Here is a 20,365-nt window from a genome sequence, read left to right on the forward strand (position 1 = left end):
GGGCGCCCGCGCTGGTTTGTTGACCCTGGTACAAGGCATCGGCCTTGGCTGACACAGGGGCGCTGCGGCTTGCGCTACAGTGTTTGAGGACCCCGCACAGCGCGGGGTGTTTCATGTTTTCCGCACGGAAGGAACCTCCCCCATGGCCAAAGCTCCTGGCAAAGCCGCATCCGGCAAAACCTCTGCCCCCAGCATCAACATCGGCATCAGCGACAAAGACCGCGCTGCCATCGCCCAAGGCCTGTCGCGCCTGCTGGCCGACACCTACACGCTGTATCTCACCACCCACAACTTCCACTGGAACGTGACGGGCCCCATGTTCAACACGCTGCACACGATGTTCATGGCGCAGTACACCGAACTGTGGAACGCGGTGGACCCGATTGCCGAGCGCATCCGCTCGTTGGGCCATGTGGCCCCGGGCTCTTATGCCGAGTTTGGCAAGCTGGCCACCGTGCCTGACGCACCGGCCAAGCCGCCCAAGGCGATGGACATGGTGCGCGTGCTGGTCGAGGGCCACGAGGCCGTGGCCCGCACGGCGCGCAGCCTGTTCCCCCTGGCCGACAAGGCCAGCGACGAGCCCACGGCCGACCTGCTGACGCAGCGCCTCACGGTGCATGAGCAGACGGCGTGGATGCTCCGCTCGCTGCTGGAAGAATAAAAAGGCCAGTTGCACCCGCCTGCGTTGCCCGAAGTCTGGCGTAGCCAGCGCGGGCGCAGGGGGCACTAGGGTGCAAAAGAGCGCCTTGTCCTACACGGCGCGGCATGGCCGCCTGCACATGATGCGTGTTTGGGCCATGTCCTCTCTTCGCTGGGTGGCATGGCGGCTCAACCCCCCTCTGATGTATGCGAATCCTGTACGTTGAAGACCATCCGGAGCTGCGCGAAACCATTGGCATGCTCATGGAAGGTGAAGGCCGGACGGTCACGCCCTGCGCCTCTGCCGAGGAGGCGATGGCCCTGGATGCTGGCGACCCCTTTGACGTGCTGGTGACCGATGTCAGCCTGCCCGGCCTCTCGGGCACGGACTTGGCCCGCCAGCTGCTGGCGGATGACCCGCAGCGCTGGGTAGTGCTGTGCTCCGGCTACGAACTGGGCAGCCATCCAACCCAATGGGGCCCGAATGTGCGCCTCTTGCTCAAGCCTTTCGAGCTGGAAGAGCTGGAGCAACTCCTGACTTCCATTCATACCGCGCTGGCTGCAGCCGCCGGTTAGGAGAGGCCAACAAAACTCTTCTGGCGTCGTTGCTGTGTCTTGTCGTACTGCTCGTACTGCCTGCGACACAGCGCCTAGCCAGAACCGCCTCGCTGAGTTTGTTAGCCGCTCTAAGTCTGACGGGCGGCCACCGCTCGGGTTTCCTGCCTTCCTCTTTTCTTCTTCCCCCATCGCGCCTCCCTGGACCCTGAGGGTCTGAGACGTGTGATGGGGCTGCGCTGTGTCAGCTGCGGGGGCTGCGTGCGGGCGCGTGGCGTGGCAACGTCACCCGAAAGCTCGTCACATCGTTGTGTGACCGGGCCTCGATGGTTCCATGGTGGGCCCGCACGATCTGGTGCGCAATGAACAGCCCCAGCCCCAGCCCCTGGTGGCGGCCCGGCTCGCGCTCACCGCCCCGGAACGGGTCAAACAGATGTGGCAGCAGCCCCGGGGGAATGGTGCCGCCGTTGGACACCGTGATGCTCACCTCCTCGGGGCGGGTGCCGTCCACCGCAATGCGCACCGGGTGGTCGACGCTGCCGTGGTGCAGGGCGTTGCCCACCAGGTTGGTGACCACCTGGCACAGGCGCTCGGCGTCCCAGGTGCCGGCCAGGTCCCCCGCGAGCGTGGAGTCGATGGGGCGCTCCGGGTGGCTGGTCGCCACCTCATCCAGCGTACGTTGCACCAGCGTTTGCATGTGGGCAGGGCCCAGTTGCAGGGCCAGCCCGCCCGCCTGGCGGATGCGGGTCACGTCCAGCAGGTCTTCGATCATGTGGCCCATGCGCTGGCTCGCGCCCAGCACCCGGTCGGCCATCAGTGCGGCCTTGTCGGGCGGCGGCTGGCGCTTGAGCACGGTGGCGGCAGCGACGATGGACTGCAGGGGGGTGCGCAGGTCGTGGCTCAGCACGGCCATGAACATTTCGTTGATGCGCAACGCCTCGGTGCGCGCGCGCAGCTCGTGCGCCAGTGCCTGCTTGCGCCGGTGCAGTTCAAAGAACACGCTCGCTTTGTTGGTGAGCATGTGCGGGTCGATGGGTTTGTACAGAAAGTCCACCGCACCGCTCTCGTACCCCCGGAACTGCCAGTTCTGCTCGCGCGATCCCGCCGTCATGAAGATGAGCGGAATGTGCCGGGTGCGTTCGCTGCCCCGGATCAGCTCCGCCAGCTCAAAGCCGTTCATCTCGGGCATCTGCACGTCCAGCAAGGCCAGGGCTACATCGTCGTGGGCCAGCAGCAGTTCCAGGGCTTCGGGGCCCGACTGGGCCTTGAGGATGTCCAGCCCGTCGCGCTGCAGCAGCGCCTCCAGGGCGATGAGGTTTTCCTCAACATCGTCAACGAGCAGGCATTTGGTGCGGTCGGTCTGGGGCATGGGCGGTGGGGAGGGTGGATGGGGTTCTCAAGGAAGGACGCATATGCCCGTATCAAAGCTGCTGGCGGCGGTGCAGGTCCACCAGCAGCCTGGCAATGCCTTCGGGGGGCAGGATGTGGTCAACCGCCAAGGCCGCGATGGCCGCCTGCGGCATGGTGGGCATGCTGGCGCTGGCGGGGTCTTGCACGATCGTGAGGCCGCCCGCCGCCTGAATGGCTTGCAGGCCGTGCACACCGTCTTCGTTGGCTCCCGACAGCAGGATGCCCACCAGCCGGGGGCCGTAGTGGTCTGCCGCCGATTCGAACAGCACGTCGATGGAGGGGCGGGAAAAATGCAGAGGCGCGTCCAGCGACAGCCCCACATGCGGTCCCTGGGGGCCAGCATCGACCAGCAGGTGATAGTCGGGTGGCGCAAAGCTGGCCGAGCCTGGCGTGATGGCGTCCTTGTCCTGCGCCTCGCGCAGCGCCAGGGCGCAGCGGGGCTGGAAGATGTCCACCAGCAGGCTGCGCCGGTCCCGGGGCAGGTGCAGCACGACCAGAACCGCGGCCTGCAGTGTGGCGGGCAGCGCGGGCAGCAGCTGCAAGAGGGCATCAATACCACCCGAAGAGCCACCCACCACGACGGCGTGGTAGCCCCCCGGTGGCGATGGCCTTGGCGCCAGGGCGGGGCTGGTCATTGTCCGGCCTTTTTTCGGTAGATGCGGTCCTCCAGCACGAAGTCCTCGAAGGCATCGGTGTGCGCAGAAAACCGCAATGACTCCTTGGAGCCCAGGCCCAGGAAGCCCCGGTGGCACAGCGACTCGCGGAACAGCCCGAGTGCACGGTTCTGCAGGTCGCGCTCGAAGTAAATGAGCACATTGCGGCAGGACACCAGATGGACCTCGGCAAACACGCTGTCGGTGGCCAGGCTGTGGTCAGAGAACACCATGTGCTCGCGCAAACCCTTGTCGAACACCACGCGGCCATAGCCGGCAGCGTAGTAGTCCGACAACGAGCTGCGGGCGCCGGAGCGCGCATGGTTCTCGGTGAAGGCAGGCACCCGGGACAGGTCGAACACACCCGCCTCGGCGGCGCGCAGCGCGTGCGGGTTGATGTCGGTGGCGTAGATCAGGGTGCGGTCCAGCAGGCCTTCTTCCTGCAGCAGGATGGCCAGCGAATACACCTCCTCCCCCGCGCTGCATCCGGCCACCCAGACCTTGAGCGATGGGTAGGTGCGCAGCAGCGGCACCACCTCCTGGCGCAGCGCCTGGAAGTAACTCGGGTCGCGGAACATGTCGCTCACCTGCACGGTGAGGTATTCGAGCAGCGCAGGGAACACGGCGGGTTCGTGCAGCACGCGGTCCTGCAGCTGCGACAGCGTCTTGCAGTCAAACTGCACCAGCGCCGACGCCAGCCGCCGCTTGAGCGACGCCTGCGCGTAGCCCCGGAAGTCGTAGTGGTAGCGGTGGTAGATCGCATCGATCAGCAGGCGCTGCTCGATGTCTGCGGTGCGGGCCTTGCGGTGCGGCATGGCGGGGCCTACTTGGGCATCCACACCCGCACCAGGGACAGCAGCTTTTCCACGTCCAGCGGCTTGGCGATGTAGTCATTGGCCCCGGCGGCCAGGCATTTTTCCTGGTCGTCCTTCATGGCCTTGGCGGTCAGCGCAATGATGGGCAGGCGGCGCCACTCGGGGCGGTTGCGGATCTCTCGCATGGCGGTGTAGCCGTCCATCTCCGGCATCATGATGTCCATCAGCACCAGGTCGATGGCGGGCTGGCCGCCGCTGCCGGCGCGCTCCAGCGCCTGCAGGGCCTCCAGGCCGTTGCGCGCAATCTCCACGCGGATGCCGGTGGGCTCCAGGATGCTGGAGAGCGCGAACACGTTGCGCACATCGTCCTCCACCACCAGCACGTTGCGGCCTTCCAGGGCGGTCTCGCGGTTGCGGGCCACCTGCAGCATCTGGCGGTGCTCGGCCGACAGCTCCGACTCCACCTGGTGCAGGAACAGCGTGACTTCATCCAGCAGCCGCTCGGGGGAGCGCGCGTCCTTGATGATGATGGATTTTGAGAACCGGCGCAGTTGCTGCTCCTCATCGCGCGAGAGGGCGCGGCCCGTGTACACGATGACCGGCGGGAAGGAGACACCGTCCTGCTCGGTCATCTGCTGCAGCAGTTCGTAACCGCTCAGGTCGGGCAGGTTCAGGTCCATCACCATGCAGTCAAAGGTGGAGCCGCGCAGGTGCGCCAGCGCCTCGGCCGCCGTGCCGGCGCCCACGATCTCCACGTCGTCGTTGGTGAGCAGGTGGCGCACGCTCTCGCGCTGGCGCTCGTCGTCTTCCACCACCAGCACGCGCCGCAGGTTCTGGGTGAACTTGGCTTCGAGCCGCTGCAGGGCATGCACCAGTTCGTCGCGCTTGACGGGCTTGAGGGCGTAGCCCACGGCCCCCCGGCCCAGGGCCTCTTGTGAGTAGTCGGCCACCGAGACCACATGCACCGGGATGTGGCGCGTGGCCGGGTTGCGCTTGAGCTGGTCGAGCACGCCCAGGCCCGAGAAGTCGGGCAGGTTCACGTCCAGCACGATGGCGCTGGGCAGGCTGTGTATCGCATACGCCAGGCCGTCGGCCGCGTTGTGCGCCAGGTGGCAGTCAAAGTCCATCTCCCGCGCCAGGTCGCTCAGGATCTGCGCAAAGCGCACGTCGTCCTCGATCACCAGGATACTGCGCGCGCCCGCACGGCGCGGGGCTTCGGTCGCAACCGGGGCCGCCACGGGTGGCAACGCGGAGGCCGTAGGAATCGGTGCGACGACCGGTGCCGCCGCATGGGCTGGAGCAGGTGCCGCCAGCGGCGCTGCGGGGGCCGCTTCTGGCGACGGGGGCACCAGCTTCTGGGGCAGCACCAGGGTGAAGACGCTGCCTTCGCCCGGCGTGCTGTGCACGTGGATCGATCCGCCCAGCAGCTGCGCCAGGTCGCGCGAGATCGACAGGCCCAGGCCCGTGCCGCCGTATTTGCGGTGCGTGCTGCCATCGGCCTGGCGGAAGGCCTCGAAGATCAGCTCCTGCTGGTGCGCCGGGATGCCGATGCCCGTGTCCTTGACGGCGAACGACAGGGTGTCGTCCGGGTTGCGCGACACATGCAGCGCCACCGAGCCCTTCTCGGTGAACTTGAGCGCGTTGGACAGCAGGTTCTTCAGCACCTGTCCCAGGCGCTGCGGGTCGGTGTCCAGCGTAGCGGGGGCGTCGGGGGCGACGGTGGCCGTGAGCGTCAGGCCCTTCTCTTGTGCCAGCGGGCGCAGTGGGTCGATGAGGGTTTGCAGGGCCTTGGACAGCGTCACCGTTTCCACCGACACAGTGGCCTGGCCGGCCTCGATCTTGGACAGGTCGAGGATGTCGTTGATGAGGGCCAGCAGGTCGTTGCCTGCCGCGTAGATGGTCTGCGCGTACTTCACCTGCTCGGCGCTCAGGTTGCCCGGCTTGTTGTCGGACAGCAGCTTGGCCAGGATCAGGGTGGAGTTGAGCGGCGTGCGCAGCTCGTGGCTCATGTTGGCCAGGAACTCGCTCTTGTACTGGCTGGCCAGCTCCAGCTCGCGGGCCTTGTCCGTCATGGCGCTTTGGGCGCGTAGCAGTTGTTCGCGCTGGTATTCCAGCTGCTGGGTCTGCGCCTCCAGGTGGGCGTTGGTCTGCTCCAGCTCGGTCTGCTGCACCTCCATCTGGGCCTGCGACTCTTGCAGGATGCGGCTTTGCTGCTCTAGCTCCTCGTTGCTCACGCGCAGTTCTTCTTGCTGGGTCTGCAGCTCTTCGGACTGGCGCTGGGTTTCTTCCAGCAAGGCCTCCAGACGGTTGCGGTCAATGCCCGCGCGAATCGCCACCGCCAGGATGCCCGAGGCGCGTTCCATCAGGGTGCGCTCGGGCTCCGTCAGCGGGCGATGAAAGCCCAGCTCGATCACGGCAAAGACTTCGCCGTTCTCGATGGCGGGTGCCAGCAGCAGTTCGGTCGGTGCGGACTGGCCGGTGCTGGACGACACCATCAGGTGCCCGGCGGGCACATCGCGCACATGCAGCATCTGGCGCGAGCGCGCCACCTGGCCCACCAGGCCCTCGCCGGGCAGCAGGCGCTGCTCCAGCCGCTCGCGGGGCAGGGCGTAGCCCCCAAACAGGGTGAGTGCGCCATTGCAGTCGGCCAGGTAGCCCGCACCCACGGCGGCGCGCAGGTACTGCGCCAGGTATTCGAGTGTGAGCTGGCCCAGGTCTTCCAGCCGGTGGTCGCCCTGGATGCGCTGGCTCAGCCCGTTGAGGCCGGCCGCCACCCAGGACTGCTGCGCCTTGAGGCGGTACTCCCGCGCATTGGCGGCGGCCGACAGGCAGATGAGCACCAGCAGCACGAACGAGCCGCCCCAGGAGTAGTAGGTGGACATGGCCGCAGCCTCCACCCATTGCTTGCGGTCGCTCTCCAGTTGCTGGTTCAGCAGCGTGGACAGGTCCGACGCTAGGTCGCGGATGCGGTCCATCAGCACGCGGCCGGCATCATTACGGGTCACGGCCACGGCGGCTTCCTGGCCCTTGGAGCGGCGCAGTTCAATGGTCTCGCCCAGCTCGCGCAGTTTTTCGTGGCGCAGGTCGTCGATCTGCAGCACCAGGCGCCGCTGCACGGCGCTGTCGTCCGTCAGTTCCTTCAGGCGCGCCATGTTGCGCTCCATGGCGCTCAGCGACAGGTTGTAGGGCTGCAGGTAGGTGTCGTCCCCCGTCAGCAGGTAGCCGCGCTGCCCGGTCTCGGCGTCCTTCAGCGACGACACGAACAGGTTGAGGTGGCGCATGGTCACCGTGGTCTCGTCCATGGCTTCCACCGCTTGCGCGCGCACATGGGCGGTGCGGAAGTTCACCAGCGCGATGAGCACGGTGGCGAGGGCGGCAATCACAAATCCCACCAGCATTCCGCGGGGGACAGCAAAACGCGTGGCGGCCTGGGAGGTCGATGTATGGGGCATGCGTTGGTGCCCCAAAGGGCGGGTGCGTTGGGGGAGGACCGGAGACTGTAACGGGTTTTACGCGCCAGTAGGGCGCTGTTACGCGGCTTGCGCGCGCTGCGCCAGCGGGCTGCGGCGCAGCTGCTACATTCGGTGCGCCCGTGGTTTGCCACCCGCCGCAGCGCCTTGCTGCCGGGCCTGCTTTTTTCGCATTTGATCGTCCCGCCATGTCGCCGCAATCTGTCCCTGCCCGCAGCCGTTTTTCGCTTTACCTCGACCTGATCCGCTGGGACCGCCCTGCGGGCTGGCTGGTGTGCCTGTGGCCCACGCTGAGCGCGTTGTGGATTGCGGCCGACGGGTTTCCGGGCTGGCACCTGCTGGCAGTGTTTGTTCTTGGAACCTTTCTTATGCGCAGCGCAGGCTGCTGCGTGAACGACGTGGCCGACCGCGACTTTGACAAACACGTCAAGCGCACGGCGCAGCGCCCGGTGACCACCGGTGCGGTGTCGGTGAAGGAGGCGCTGGGCCTGGGGGCAGTGCTGGCGCTGGTGTCTTTTGGCCTGGTGCTCACCACCAACACCGCCGCCATCGCGTGGTCGGTACCCGCCGTGCTGGTGGCCATTGCCTACCCGTTCACCAAACGCATCATCTCCATGCCGCAAGCGGTGCTGGGCATTGCGTTCAATTTTGGCATCGTCATCGCCTTTGCGGCTGTGCAGGGCAGCGTGCCTGCAGTCGCGTGGTGGATGTGGCTGGGCAACATGTTCTGGGTGCTGGCCTACGACACCGAATACGCGATGGTGGACCGCGACGACGACCTGAAGATCGGCATCAAGACCTCGGCCATCACCCTGGGGCGGTTGGATGTGGCCGCCATCGTGGTGTTCTATCTGCTTTTCTTGGGAATTTGGGCGGTAGCGTTACAACCATATGCCCTGGGCGCTATTTTTTATATAGCGCTTGCGGTGGCGTTGGCCCAGGCCGTGTGGCACTTCACGCTCATCCGCACCCGCACCCGCGAGGGCTGCTTCAAGGCGTTCCGCATCAACCACTGGCTGGGCGCCACGGTGTTTGCGGGCATTGCGGGCAGTTACCTCGTGCGCGCAATGCTCACCAATTGATAGCGGTCAGCGCTTGATCGACTAGCGCTACCGCCCCAAAACATCAAGATCCGAACTCGTTGCCCAGTTCGTTGGCACGTTTTTCGGCGGCGCGCATGGCGGCCTCGAACGCCTGCGATACGCCGCTGGCTTCCATCGACTGCAGGGCCGCGTAGGTGGTGCCGCCCTTGGACGTGACGCGTTCGCGCAGCACGGCGGGGGATTCGTCGGAACGGCGGGCCAGCTCGGACGCGCCCACAAACGTGCCCACGGCCAACTGGTGCGCCTGCGCTTCGGTCAGGCCCATGCCCACGCCGGCGCGTGTCATGGCTTCGAGGAAGTAGAAAACATAGGCCGGGCCCGAGCCTGAGAGGGCGGTAACAGCGTCCAGCTGGGTCTCGCTCTCCACCCACAGGAATTCGCCGGTGGACGCCATGATGGCCTCCACGCTCTGGCGCTCGGCGCTGGTCACGGCGGGGCGTGCGTAGATCGCGCTCATGCCCTTGCCCACCAGCGCGGGCGTGTTGGGCATGGTGCGCACGATGCGCTCGGTGGAGAGCCACTGGGCGATGCTGTCAGAGCGAATGCCCGCCGCCACGCTCAGGTGCAGGGCCTGCTGCGTGTGGGCCTTGGCCTGTGCCGCAGCGTCCTTGAAGGTCTGGGGCTTGACCGCCCAGACCACGATGCTGGCGCGCTGCAGTGCGGGGCCAGCCTCGGGTTGCGCGATGAGGCCGAAGTTCTTGAGCAGCGCCTCGCGCGTGGGGGCGTAGGGCTCGACCACCTCGATCTGGCTGGCCGGGTGGCCCTGGCGGATCAGCCCGCCAATGATGGCGCTGGCCATGTTGCCGCCGCCGATGAAGGCGATGGTGGGGAGTTGGGAATTTGCTGCGGCGGAAGCGGAGGAGGTCATGCTACGGTCAGGCGAGAAAGGGAGGCGCCATGGTAGCGCCGGAGACCTGTGATTGTCCGAATGGCCTGCGCAACTGGCGCGGCCCATGCCAGTGCTCCCGCGCAAGGGCCGCCCCGCCGCGCTGGGAGCGTCCCCCCGCCCGCAACGCGCAGCGATGCGAGAGCGGGGGGAAGGCGCCGAAGGCGACTCAGGGGGGCTACTCTGCAATAGTTTGGCGAACAGCGTGTTCCCAGTTCGCCATCAGCTCCTGTGCACGCGCGCTGCTGAGCGTGGGCACAAAGCGGCGGTCGGCGCGCCACAGCCGCGAGAGTTCATCCGTGCTGCGGTACACGCCGCTCGACAGCCCTGCCAGGTAGGCCGCGCCCAAAGCGGTGGTCTCGATGACCGCGGGCCGGACCACTGGGATGCCCAGCAGGTCGGCTTGGAACTGCATCAGCAAGTCGTTGATGCACGCGCCGCCGTCCACGCGCAGCTCGCTCACCGGGGCGCCGCCGGCGGCCACGGCGTCGCGGCTCATGGCCAGCAGCAGGGCGGCGCTTTGGTAGGCAATGCTTTCGAGCGCCGCGCGCGCAATGTGGCCCAGTGTGGTGCCGCGCGTCAGGCCGGTGATGGTGCCGCGTGCGTCGGGCTTCCAGTAGGGGGCGCCCAGGCCGGTGAAGGCGGGCACCATCATCACGCCGCCCGAATCGGGCACGCTTTGGGCCAGCGACTCGACCTCGCCGCTAGTGGAAATGGCGCGCAGGCCGTCGCGCAGCCACTGCACCACGGCGCCGCCCACAAAGACGCTGCCTTCCATGGCGAATTCAGGCTGGGTCGATGCCTGTGCCGCACTGGTGGTGAGCAGCCCGTTCTGCGAGGTCTGGAACGTGCCGCCCGTGTGCATGAGCATGAAGCAGCCGGTGCCATAGGTGTTCTTGGCCATACCGGCCGTGAAGCAGGCCTGGCCGAACAGCGCGCTTTGCTGGTCGCCCGCCACGCCGCCGATGCGGATGGCGTGGCCCAGCAGGTCGGCCGCCGTGTCGCCAAAGTGGGCGCTGGACGGCAACACCTCGGGCATCAGTGCCTTGGGGATGCGCAGCAGCGCCAGCAGTTCGTCGTCCCACTGGTTGGTGTGCACATTGAACAGCATGGTGCGCGAGGCGTTGCTCACGTCCGTCACATGCACCTTGCCGTGGGTGAGCTTCCACATCAGCCAGCTGTCCACCGTGCCAAAGGCCAGTTCGCCACGCTCGGCCGTGTCGCGCGCGCCGGGCACGTGGTCCAGCATCCACTGCAGCTTGGTGCCCGAGAAATACGCATCCACCAGCAGGCCGGTCTTGGCCTGGATGGCGGCGGCGTGGCCTTGGCTTCGCAGCTGGGCGCAGGCAGGCTCGGCGCGCCGGTCCTGCCACACGATGGCGTGGTGCACGGGCTGGCCGGTTTTGCGGTTCCACAGCACCGTGGTTTCGCGCTGGTTGGTGATGCCGACGGCACGGATGTCCCGGGCCGCAATGCCCGCCTTGGCCAGCGCATCGCGCGCGGTGGCGAGCTGGGTGCGCCAGATCTCCAGCGGGTCGTGCTCCACCCAGCCGGGCTGGGGGTAGATCTGCGGCAGCTCCAGCTGCGCCTGCGCCACGATGTGGCCGCCTTCGTCAAAAACGATGCTGCGGGAACTGGAGGTGCCTTGGTCGAGGGCGAGCAAGTAGGTCATGGTGAGGAAGATTCGGGAATTCAGGCGGCGACTGTGCAGAGGACTTCGGCGTCTTGCAATAGGGCAGGAAACGGCTCAGGCGGCGGTGCATCGGTGAACAGGCGGTCGATCTGTGCCAGCGTGGCCAGTTGCACCATGGCCGGGCGGTTGAACTTGCTGAAGTCGGCCGCCAGCCAGACCTCGCGCGCGTGTTCGATGATGGTTTGCGCCACCTTCACTTCGCGGTAGTCGAAGTCGCGCAGCGACCCGTCCGGCTCGATGCCCGAAATGCCGATGAGCGCAATGTCCACCTTGAACTGGCGGATGAAATCCACCGCCGCTTCGCCCACGATGCCCCGGTCGCGCGCGCGCACCACGCCGCCCGCCACGATGACCTCGCACTCGGGGTTGCCGCTCAGGATGGCGGCCACATTCAGGTTGTTGGTGATCACGCGCAGGCCCCGGTGGTGCAGCAGCGCCTTGGCAATGGCCTCGGTGGTGGTGCCGATGTTCAGGATCAGCGAGCAGTCGTTGGGCACCTGTTCGGCCACGGCGCGCGCAATGCGTGCCTTGCCTTCGGCATGCAGGTTTTCGCGCTGGGTGTGTGCCAGGTTCTCCACCGTGGAGCTGGGCACGCGCACGCCGCCATGAAAGCGCGTGAGCAGTCCCGACTCCGCGAGGCGCTGCACATCGCGGCGCACCGTCTGCAGCGTGACCCCCAGGGTGTCGGCAAGTTGTTCCACCGTGGCGGACTTGCGTGCGCGCACTTCTTCGAGGAGTTGGAGTTGGCGGGGATTGGTGTTCACGGTGGGGTGTGGTGCGCAGTGGTTTGTCACCGAATCGTAACGAATCTGAAACATCCGCTTGGGCGCCCGGTGACACGCTAAAGACTGTAAATCGAACAAAAACGAATTTATTAAGGGTAAACCTTGATTCGATTCGAACAAAAAGGAACAAAAATGAAAAAAATCGAAATTTGAGGGCTGCCGTGCGTGTGTGCAGCCCTTTCACACAGGCCGCAGGGCCGGAAGAGGATGCTTCATGCAGCTGGCGTTGGACAGCATCAGCAAAAAAGTCGGGGCGCAGACCTGGCTGTACGACATGAACCTGTCGCTGCAGCCCAATGCCGTGACGGTGTTGCTGGGAGCGACCCAGGCGGGCAAGACCAGCCTGATGCGCATCATGGCGGGGCTGGATGTGCCCACCCACGGGCGCGTTTTGGTAGATGGCAAGGACGTGACGGGCACCCCCGTGCGCGACCGCAATGTGGCCATGGTCTACCAGCAATTCATCAACTACCCCTCGATGAAGGTGGCGGCCAACATTGCGTCGCCCCTGAAGCTGCGTGGCGAAAAGAACATCGACGCCCGCGTGCTTGAAATTGCCAGCCGCCTGCACATCGACATGTTCCTGGACCGCTACCCGGCCGAGCTGTCGGGCGGCCAGCAGCAGCGCGTGGCACTGGCCCGCGCCCTGGCCAAGGGCGCGCCGCTGATGCTGCTGGATGAACCCCTGGTCAACCTGGACTACAAACTGCGCGAAGAACTGCGCGAGGAGCTGACCCAGCTGTTTGCCGCCGGCCAATCCACCGTGGTCTACGCCACCACCGAGCCGGGCGAGGCCCTGCTGCTGGGCGGCTACACGGCGGTGCTGGACGAAGGCCAGCTGCTGCAGTACGGCCCCACGGCCGAGGTGTTCCATGCGCCCAATTCGCTGCGCGTGGCGCGCGCTTTCAGCGACCCGCCGATGAACCTGATTGCCGCATCGGCCACGCCTTCCGGGGTGCGCCTGCAGGGCGGCCTGGAGCTGAGTGTGCCGCTGCCACAAGGCGTGGCGGCAGCCGCCGGCCTCACCGTGGGCGTGCGCGCCAGTGCGCTGCGGGTTGCGGCCCGCCCGGGCGACGTCAGCGTGGCCGGGGTGGTGGAACTGGCCGAGATTTCGGGCTCCGACACCTTTGTGCACGCGGCCACGCCCTGGGGCGACCTGGTGGCGCAGCTGACCGGCGTGCATTACTTTGAACTGGGAACGCCCATCACGCTGCACCTGGACCCCGCCCAGGCCTACGTGTTTGGTGCCGACGGCCGACTGGCCTGGGCGCCCGCCCGGCCTGCTACCGCACAAGGAGGGCGCTGACATGGCCCGCATCAGCCTGGACTTGGCGCATTCGTACAAGCCCAACCCGCAGCAGGACAGCGACTACGCGCTGCTGCCGCTCAAGATGGAGTTCGAGGACGGCGGCGCCTATGCGCTGCTCGGCCCTTCGGGCTGTGGCAAGACCACCATGCTCAACATCATGTCGGGTCTGCTCGTCCCCTCGCATGGCAAGGTGCTGTTCGACGGCCGCGACGTGACGCGCGCCAGCCCGCAAGAACGCAACATTGCGCAGGTGTTCCAGTTCCCCGTGATCTACGACACCATGACGGTCGCCGAGAACCTGGCCTTCCCTCTGCGCAACCGCAAGGTGCCCGAGGACCAGATCAAGCAGCGCGTGGGCGTGATTGCCGAGATGCTGGAGATGAGCGGCCAGCTCAACCAGCGCGCAGCAGGCCTGGCGGCCGATGCCAAGCAGAAGATCTCGCTGGGCCGTGGCCTGGTGCGCGCGGACGTGGCGGCCGTGCTGTTCGACGAGCCGCTCACGGTGATCGACCCGCACCTCAAGTGGCAGCTGCGGCGCAAGCTCAAGCAGATTCACCACGAACTCAAGCTCACGCTGATCTATGTGACCCACGACCAGGTGGAGGCGCTGACCTTTGCCGACAAGGTGGTAGTCATGACGCGCGGCAAGGCCGTGCAGGTCGGCTCGGCCGACGCCTTGTTCGAGCGGCCCGCACACACCTTCGTGGGGCACTTCATTGGCTCGCCGGGCATGAACTTCTTGCCGGCGCACAGCGAGGGCGACAGCCTCACCGTGGCCGGCAACCGCCTGGCCAGCCCCGTGGGCCGCATGCTACCCGCTGGCGCCCTGCAGGTCGGCATCCGCCCCGAATACCTGGCGCTGGCCCAGCCGCAACAGGCCGGTGCACTGCCCGGCACGGTGGTGCAGGTGCAGGACATTGGCACCTACCAGATGCTGACCGCCAAGGTGGGCGAGCACACCGTCAAGGCGCGTTTCACGCCCGAGACGCGCCTGCCATCGGCCGGTGACACGGCCTGGCTGCAGGTGCTGGGCGAGCACACCTGCTTCTACCAAAATGAGGAGCTCCTAGGATGAGCACAACGACCAAGCCCGTCAACCAGAAAGCCTGGTTCCTGATCCTGCCGGTGATCCTGTGTGTGGCCTTCTCGGCCATCCTGCCGCTGATGACGGTGGTGAACTACTCGGTGCAGGACATCATCAGCCCCGAGCGCCGCGTGTTTGTGGGTACCGAGTGGTTCGTGCAGGTGATGCGCGACGAGGAGCTGCACGCCGCGCTGCTGCGCCAGCTTACCTTCTCGCTGGCCGTGCTGGCGGTGGAGATTCCGCTGGGCATCCTGCTGGCGCTGTCCATGCCCGCGCAGGGCTGGAAGTCGTCCGCAGTGCTGGTGGTGGTGGCGCTGTCGCTGCTGATTCCCTGGAACGTGGTGGGCACCATCTGGCAGATCTATGGCCGTGCCGATATTGGCCTGATGGGCCGGCTGCTGCAGGAGATGGGCATCGAATACAGCTACACCGGTAACGCCACGCAGGCCTGGCTCACGGTGCTGCTGATGGACGTGTGGCACTGGACGCCGCTGGTCGCGCTGCTGGCGTTTGCCGGTCTGCGCTCCATCCCCGACGCGTACTACCAGGCGGCCCGCATTGACGGCGCGAGCAAGTTCGCGGTGTTCCGCTACATCCAGCTGCCCAAGATGCGTGGCGTGCTGATGATTGCCGTGCTGCTGCGCTTCATGGACAGCTTCATGATCTACACCGAGCCCTTCGTGCTCACCGGTGGCGGACCGGGCAATGCCACCACTTTCCTGAGCCAGTACCTCACGACCAAGGCCGTGGGCCAGTTCGACCTGGGGCCTGCCGCAGCGTTCTCGCTGATCTATTTCTTCATCATCTTGCTGCTGTGCTTCATCCTCTACAACTGGATGCAGCGCGTGGGCACCGCCAGCAACGAAGGAGCCGGCCATGAATGAAAAGCGCTTCCAGAAGCGGTCGATCTTCCTGGTGGTCTACCTGCTGTTCGCGCTGCTGCCCATCTACTGGATGGTCAACATGAGCTTCAAGACGAACGAGGAGATCCTGTCGACCTTCACGTTCTTCCCCCAGCACTTCACCTGGGCCAACTACAAGACCATCTTCACGGACGAGTCCTGGTACTCGGGCTACATCAACAGCCTGATCTACGTGGGCATCAACACGGTGATTTCGCTCACCGTGGCGCTGCCTGCGGCCTATGCCTTCAGCCGCTACCAGTTCCTGGGCGACAAGCATGTGTTCTTCTGGCTTCTGACCAACCGCATGACGCCGCCGGCCGTGTTTTTGCTGCCGTTCTTTCAGCTGTACACCACCGTGGGGCTCATGGACACGCACATCGCGGTGGCGCTGGCGCACCTGCTCTTCAACGTGCCGCTGGCGGTGTGGATTCTCGAAGGCTTCATGAGCGGCATCCCGCGCGAGATCGACGAGACGGCGTACATCGACGGCTACAGCTTTCCGCGCTTTTTCGTGACCATCTTCCTGCCGCTGATCAAGGCGGGCGTGGGTGTGGCGGCGTTCTTCTGCTTCATGTTCAGCTGGGTGGAGCTGCTGCTGGCCCGCACGCTGACCAGCGTGAACGCAAAGCCCATCGTAGCCACGATGACACGCACCGTGAGCGCGAGCGGCATGGACTGGGCGACGCTGGCTGCCGCCGGGGTACTGACCATCGTGCCCGGCGCCATCGTGATCTGGTTTGTGCGGCACTACATCGCAAAAGGCTTTGCGATGGGCCGGGTTTGATATGAGGGGAAGCCGACCTATGAACCACAACAACCCGCAGCAGCGCGCGCGCTGCTTCCCGAGCCAGCGGCAGCCGCGGAGCGGGCTTTGCCCGGCCGCGGGCTGCGTCCCCCTGGGGGGAAGCGCCGCAGGCGCTCAGGGGGGTACCCATGTTTGACTGGATGGCCTGGACTTTGCCGGTGGCGGTGTTCTTCACGTGCATCGTGCTGATGCTGATCGGCATGACGGTGTGGGAGATCAAGTCGCCCACGACGATGCGCAAGGGCTTCTTGCCGCTGGAAACCACGCGCGGTGACCGCCTCTTTATCGGCCTGCTGTCGGCGGCCTACGTGAACCTGATTTTTGTGGGCATCAGCGGCAAGCTGGTCCAGTGGTTCAGCCTGTCGGCCGAGCCATCGGTGTGGATCAGCTTTGTGGCGTCGATGGCGCTCTTGGTGCTGATTCTGCGCAAGGGTTGAAGCAAAAACAGCCGGTAGCGCTAGAGGAATATGCGCTGCTAGCTATTGATTTTGTAGTGTCGAAGGCCTGGCCTGGTTCCCCCCCGGGTTGGTGCCGGTCTACCAATGGGGGTCTCAATCTGAGAGGAGACAGCAATGAAGATGCAGTTCAAGGCGATCGCTTTCGCCGCCGCGGCTCTGGCGATGGGGCAGGCTGCCTGGGCCGGCGAGGCCGAGGCCAAGAAGTGGATCGACAGCGAATTCCAGCCATCCACGCTGAGCAAAGACCAGCAGATGGCCGAGATGAAGTGGTTCATCGACGCAGCCAAAAAACTCCAGGCCAAGGGCGTGAAGGAAATTTCGGTCGTTTCCGAAACCATCACCACGCACGAGTACGAGTCCAAGACGCTCGCCAAGGCGTTTGAAGAAATCACCGGCATCAAGGTCAAGCACGACCTGATCCAGGAAGGTGACGTGGTCGAGAAGCTGCAGACCTCCATGCAGTCGGGCAAGTCCATTTATGACGGCTGGATCTCGGACTCGGACCTGATCGGCACGCACTACCGCTACGGCAAGATCATGAACCTGACCGACTACATGGGCGGCGCAGGCAAGGAGTGGACCAACCCCGGCATCGACATCAAGGACTACATCGGCACCAAGTTCACCACGGCGCCCGACGGCAAGCTGTACCAGCTGCCTGACCAGCAGTTCGCCAACCTGTACTGGTTCCGCGCCGACCTGTTCGACCGCAAGGACCTGAAGGACAAGTTCAAGGCCAAGTACGGCTACGACCTGGGCGTGCCACTGAACTGGTCGGCCTATGAAGACATCGCCGAGTTCTTCACCAACGACGTGAAGAACATTGATGGCAAGCCGATCTATGGTCACATGGACTACGGCAAGAAGGACCCATCCCTTGGCTGGCGCTTTACCGATGCCTGGCTGTCCATGGCAGGTTCTGCCGACATTGGCACGCCCAACGGCCTGCCGATCGACGAGTGGGGCATCCGCGTGGCCGACGACAAGTGCACCCCCGTGGGCGCCAGCGTGGCCCGTGGCGGTGCGACCAACTCGCCCGCCGCCGTCTACGCCCTCACCAAGTACGTGGACTGGATGAAGAAGTACGCGCCCAAGGAAGCCACGGGCATGACCTTCGGCGAAGCCGGCCCCGTGCCCGCCCAGGGCCAGATCGCCCAGCAGATCTTCTGGTACACCGCCTTCACGGCCGACATGACCAAGCCCGGCCTGCCCGTGGTGAACGCCGACGGCACGCCCAAGTGGCGCATGGCCCCCGGCCCCAACGGCCCCTATTGGAAGCAGGGCATGCAGAACGGCTACCAGGACGTGGGCAGCTGGACCTTCTTCAAGGACCACGATGCCAACAAGACGGCTGCCGCCTGGCTCTACGCCCAGTTCGTGACCGCCAAGACCACGTCGCTGAAGAAGACCATGGTGGGCCTGACCCCGATCCGCGAGTCCGACATCCAGTCCAAGGCCATGACCGACATGGCACCCAAGCTGGGTGGCCTGGTGGAGTTCTACCGCAGCCCTGCCCGCGTGGCATGGTCTCCCACCGGCACCAACGTGCCTGACTACCCCAAGCTGGCTCAGCTCTGGTGGAAGAACGTGGCCCAGGCTGTGACGGGTGAAAAGACGCCCCAGGGCGCCATGGACACGCTGGCCGACGAAATGGACCAGGTGATGGCCCGTCTGGAGCGTGCCGGCATGGCCCACTGCGCGCCCAAGCTGAACCCCAAGAGCGATCCTTCCAAATGGCTGAGCGACAAGCAGGCACCTTGGGCCAAGCTCGCCAATGAGAAGCCCAAGGGCCAGACGATTGCCTACAACACACTGCTGCAGGCGTGGAAGGACGGCAAGACGCGCTGATCCGCAGATCAAGGGGTTCTTGTAGCCACCATTGATCGGCAGCCAGGGCTCACAAGGTCTCTGGCTGCCTTTTTTGCTCCATACCGCCCCGGCCTCCATAAGGTTTGGGGCGGGTTCTCACCCCGGGAGTGTCAGGAATTCAAGGGTAAACCCTTGGTTTTTACTCCGCCCATGGACAATCACCCCATGACCATTGCCACCGCTCCCCTCCCCACACGGCGCGCCGACCTCCTGGCCCGCCTGGCCCAGCCGCACCAATATGACCTCGCCGTGATCGGCGGGGGCGCGACGGGCCTGGGGGTGGCGCTGGATGCTGCGGCACGCGGCTTCAGCGTGGTGCTGGTGGATTCCCACGATTTCGCCAAAGGGACGTCGTCCCGCGCCACGAAGCTGGTGCATGGCGGAGTCCGTTACCTGGCGCAGGGCAACATCGCCCTGGTACGCGAGGCGCTGCACGAGCGCACCACGCTGCTGCACAACGCGCCCCATCTGGCGCAGCCATTGCCTTTCGTGATGCCGTCGTATCGTTTCTGGGAAACCCCTTTTTACGGCGTCGGACTGATGATGTACGACGCGCTGGCGGGCAAGGCAGGCCTGGGCTCCACCCAGTTCCTGGGGCGCGAGAGCACCCTGCGGTGTCTGCCCACCGCGCGGACCGAGGGTCTCAAAGGCGGGGTCAAATACTGGGACGGCCAGTTTGACGATGCGCGCCTGGCGCTGGCGCTGGCGCGCACGGCGGCCAGCCTGGGCGCCTTGGTGGTCAATTACTGCCCAGCCAAATCTTTGGTCCACGAGGCCGGCAAGGTCGTGGGCTTTGTCTGCGAGGACGCGGACAGCGGCCGGCAGTTCACCGTGCGCGCCCGTTCGGTGGTCAACGCCACGGGCGTGTGGGTGGACACCCTGCGCCAGATGGACGGCGAAGCCATCGGGCGGCCCGTCAAGCCCATGGTGGCGCCCAGCCAGGGCGTGCACATCGTGGTGGACCGGGAGTTCTTGCCGTCCGACCACGCCTTGATGGTGCCCAAGACGGCCGATGGCCGCGTGCTGTTTGCCGTGCCCTGGCTGGGCAAACTCATTCTGGGCACCACCGACAGCCCGCGCCAAGACGTGGTGCGGGAGCCCGAGCCCTTCCGGGAGGAAGTGCGCTTCATCCTGGAGGAATCCGCCCGCTACCTGACCCGCGCGCCCCGCGTCGAGGACATCCGCAGCATCTGGGTGGGCTTGCGCCCACTGGTCAAGCCGCAGGACGACGACGGCGACAACACCAAGAAAATCAGCCGGGAGCACACGGTGCTGGCGAGCCGCAGCGGCCTGATCACCGTGACCGGCGGAAAATGGACCACCTACCGGGCCATGGCCGAAGATGTGTTGCAAAAATGCTTCACCACGGGCCTGCTGCCCGAAAAGCCCGCCGGCGTGACGAACCAGTTGCTGCTGGTGGGCACGCCACGGGAGCCGGTCCAGCACCGGATCAGCGACGCCCAGGGGCTGCACTCTTACGGTAGCGAAGCGGCCGAAGTGCAGGCAATGCCGGGCGCACAAACAGATCTGGGCGGCGGCCTGACCGAGGCCATGGTCCGTTTTGCGGCCCGGTTTGAATATGCCTGCACGGTGGAAGATGTGCTGGCACGCCGTTCGCGCCTGCTGTTCCTGGACGCCCGCAAGGCCATGGAGCTGGCGCCCGTCGTCGCTCGCATCCTGCGCGAAGAGCTGGGCTCCGACCCGCAACTGGACGCCTTCCTGGCGCTGGCACCACAGTATCTGCATGTGCCTGCATAACACGGGCTTGACTTCCCGAAAGTGTTTTGCAATAATCGAGGGCTTCGCGTTTCCTACGTGAAGTTTCTGCCCAGCGGGAAGTGCTGCAAATGGTTTGCGGTGCGGACGACGGGCCCAAGACTGACTGGCTGATTTGCAGCCCTTGAGAAGTTCTCTGGGGCTGTCGTC

General features: G+C 65.7%; 17 protein-coding genes. 10 read left to right on the forward strand and 7 right to left on the reverse strand.

Annotation, left to right across the window (positions count from 1 at the left end; genetic code table 11):
• Positions 1-142 precede the first annotated feature (142 nt).
• Together DNK89_RS21590 and DNK89_RS21595 are read left to right on the forward strand one after the other, a co-directional pair.
• Positions 143-661: a Dps family protein gene (locus DNK89_RS21590; protein ID WP_015016036.1), complete on the forward strand. Its 519-nt coding sequence runs from the start codon at positions 143-145 to the stop codon at positions 659-661.
• Between the two features lie 185 nt (positions 662-846).
• Positions 847-1,215, forward strand: coding sequence for a response regulator (locus DNK89_RS21595; protein ID WP_110961787.1), 369 nt, complete (start codon positions 847-849; stop codon positions 1,213-1,215).
• 223 nt (positions 1,216-1,438) lie between these two features.
• Here DNK89_RS21595 and DNK89_RS21600 read toward each other — a convergent pair whose 3' ends face one another.
• The 4 genes from DNK89_RS21600 to DNK89_RS21615 are packed head-to-tail and all read right to left on the reverse strand — an operon-like array spanning position 1,439 to position 7,524.
• The gene (locus DNK89_RS21600) at positions 1,439-2,563 is read right to left on the reverse strand and encodes a response regulator (RefSeq protein WP_110961788.1); all 1,125 of its coding nucleotides are present in this window, start codon (positions 2,561-2,563) and stop codon (positions 1,439-1,441) included.
• A 52-nt stretch (positions 2,564-2,615) separates the two neighbouring features.
• The gene (locus tag DNK89_RS21605; protein ID WP_108497466.1) at positions 2,616-3,239 is read right to left on the reverse strand and encodes a chemotaxis protein CheB; all 624 of its coding nucleotides are present in this window, start codon (positions 3,237-3,239) and stop codon (positions 2,616-2,618) included.
• Positions 3,236-4,072: a protein-glutamate O-methyltransferase CheR gene (locus tag DNK89_RS21610; RefSeq protein WP_108497479.1), complete on the reverse strand. Its 837-nt coding sequence runs from the start codon at positions 4,070-4,072 to the stop codon at positions 3,236-3,238. Before DNK89_RS21610 ends, DNK89_RS21605 begins: the two co-directional genes overlap by 4 nt.
• A gap of 8 nt (positions 4,073-4,080) precedes the next feature.
• Positions 4,081-7,524 (reverse strand): response regulator, encoded by a 3,444-nt coding sequence (locus tag DNK89_RS21615; protein ID WP_110961789.1) that lies wholly within the window; start codon positions 7,522-7,524, stop codon positions 4,081-4,083.
• A 206-nt stretch (positions 7,525-7,730) separates the two neighbouring features.
• Between DNK89_RS21615 and ubiA the strand changes: the two genes are divergently transcribed.
• Complete coding sequence (gene ubiA, locus DNK89_RS21620; protein ID WP_110961790.1) at positions 7,731-8,624, forward strand: 4-hydroxybenzoate octaprenyltransferase; 894 nt, start codon at positions 7,731-7,733, stop codon at positions 8,622-8,624.
• 43 nt (positions 8,625-8,667) lie between these two features.
• On the opposite strand, the gene proC is transcribed toward ubiA, so the two are convergent.
• The 3 genes from proC to DNK89_RS21635 all read right to left on the reverse strand — a co-directional run bounded on the left by proC (position 8,668) and on the right by DNK89_RS21635 (position 11,988).
• Positions 8,668-9,513, reverse strand: a complete 846-nt coding sequence (proC, locus tag DNK89_RS21625) for a pyrroline-5-carboxylate reductase (RefSeq protein ID WP_110961791.1) — start codon at positions 9,511-9,513, stop codon at positions 8,668-8,670.
• A 196-nt stretch (positions 9,514-9,709) separates the two neighbouring features.
• Positions 9,710-11,203: a glycerol kinase GlpK gene (glpK, locus tag DNK89_RS21630; RefSeq protein WP_110961792.1), complete on the reverse strand. Its 1,494-nt coding sequence runs from the start codon at positions 11,201-11,203 to the stop codon at positions 9,710-9,712.
• Positions 11,204-11,223: 20 nt separating this feature from the next.
• Positions 11,224-11,988: a DeoR/GlpR family DNA-binding transcription regulator gene (locus DNK89_RS21635; RefSeq protein ID WP_056648352.1), complete on the reverse strand. Its 765-nt coding sequence runs from the start codon at positions 11,986-11,988 to the stop codon at positions 11,224-11,226.
• Positions 11,989-12,223: 235 nt separating this feature from the next.
• On the opposite strand from DNK89_RS21635, the gene DNK89_RS21640 reads away from it, so the two are divergent.
• From DNK89_RS21640 to DNK89_RS21670, 7 genes are all read left to right on the forward strand, one after another.
• Positions 12,224-13,315: an ABC transporter ATP-binding protein gene (locus tag DNK89_RS21640; RefSeq protein WP_110961793.1), complete on the forward strand. Its 1,092-nt coding sequence runs from the start codon at positions 12,224-12,226 to the stop codon at positions 13,313-13,315.
• A gap of 1 nt (position 13,316) precedes the next feature.
• Complete coding sequence (locus tag DNK89_RS21645) at positions 13,317-14,393, forward strand: ABC transporter ATP-binding protein (protein ID WP_110961895.1); 1,077 nt, start codon at positions 13,317-13,319, stop codon at positions 14,391-14,393.
• Positions 14,390-15,286 carry a carbohydrate ABC transporter permease gene (locus DNK89_RS21650; protein WP_110961794.1) on the forward strand — a complete coding sequence of 299 codons (897 nt, stop codon included), beginning with the start codon at positions 14,390-14,392 and terminating at the stop codon, positions 15,284-15,286. Before DNK89_RS21645 ends, DNK89_RS21650 begins: the two co-directional genes overlap by 4 nt.
• Positions 15,279-16,091, forward strand: a complete 813-nt coding sequence (locus tag DNK89_RS21655) for a carbohydrate ABC transporter permease (RefSeq protein WP_015016023.1) — start codon at positions 15,279-15,281, stop codon at positions 16,089-16,091. The genes DNK89_RS21650 and DNK89_RS21655 overlap by 8 nt, the downstream gene beginning before the upstream one ends.
• 149 nt (positions 16,092-16,240) lie before the next feature.
• On the forward strand, positions 16,241-16,549 hold the full coding sequence (locus DNK89_RS21660; RefSeq protein WP_015016022.1) for a DUF2160 domain-containing protein: 309 nt from the start codon (positions 16,241-16,243) through the stop codon (positions 16,547-16,549).
• 135 nt (positions 16,550-16,684) lie between these two features.
• Positions 16,685-18,418, forward strand: a complete 1,734-nt coding sequence (locus tag DNK89_RS21665; RefSeq protein ID WP_015016021.1) for an ABC transporter substrate-binding protein — start codon at positions 16,685-16,687, stop codon at positions 18,416-18,418.
• 186 nt (positions 18,419-18,604) lie between these two features.
• On the forward strand, positions 18,605-20,197 hold the full coding sequence (locus DNK89_RS21670) for a glycerol-3-phosphate dehydrogenase/oxidase (RefSeq protein WP_110961896.1): 1,593 nt from the start codon (positions 18,605-18,607) through the stop codon (positions 20,195-20,197).
• The last annotated feature ends 168 nt before the right edge of the window (positions 20,198-20,365 follow it).

It is taken from the genome of Acidovorax sp. ST3 (assembly GCF_003231145.1).
GTDB lineage: Bacteria > Pseudomonadota > Gammaproteobacteria > Burkholderiales > Burkholderiaceae_C > Acidovorax.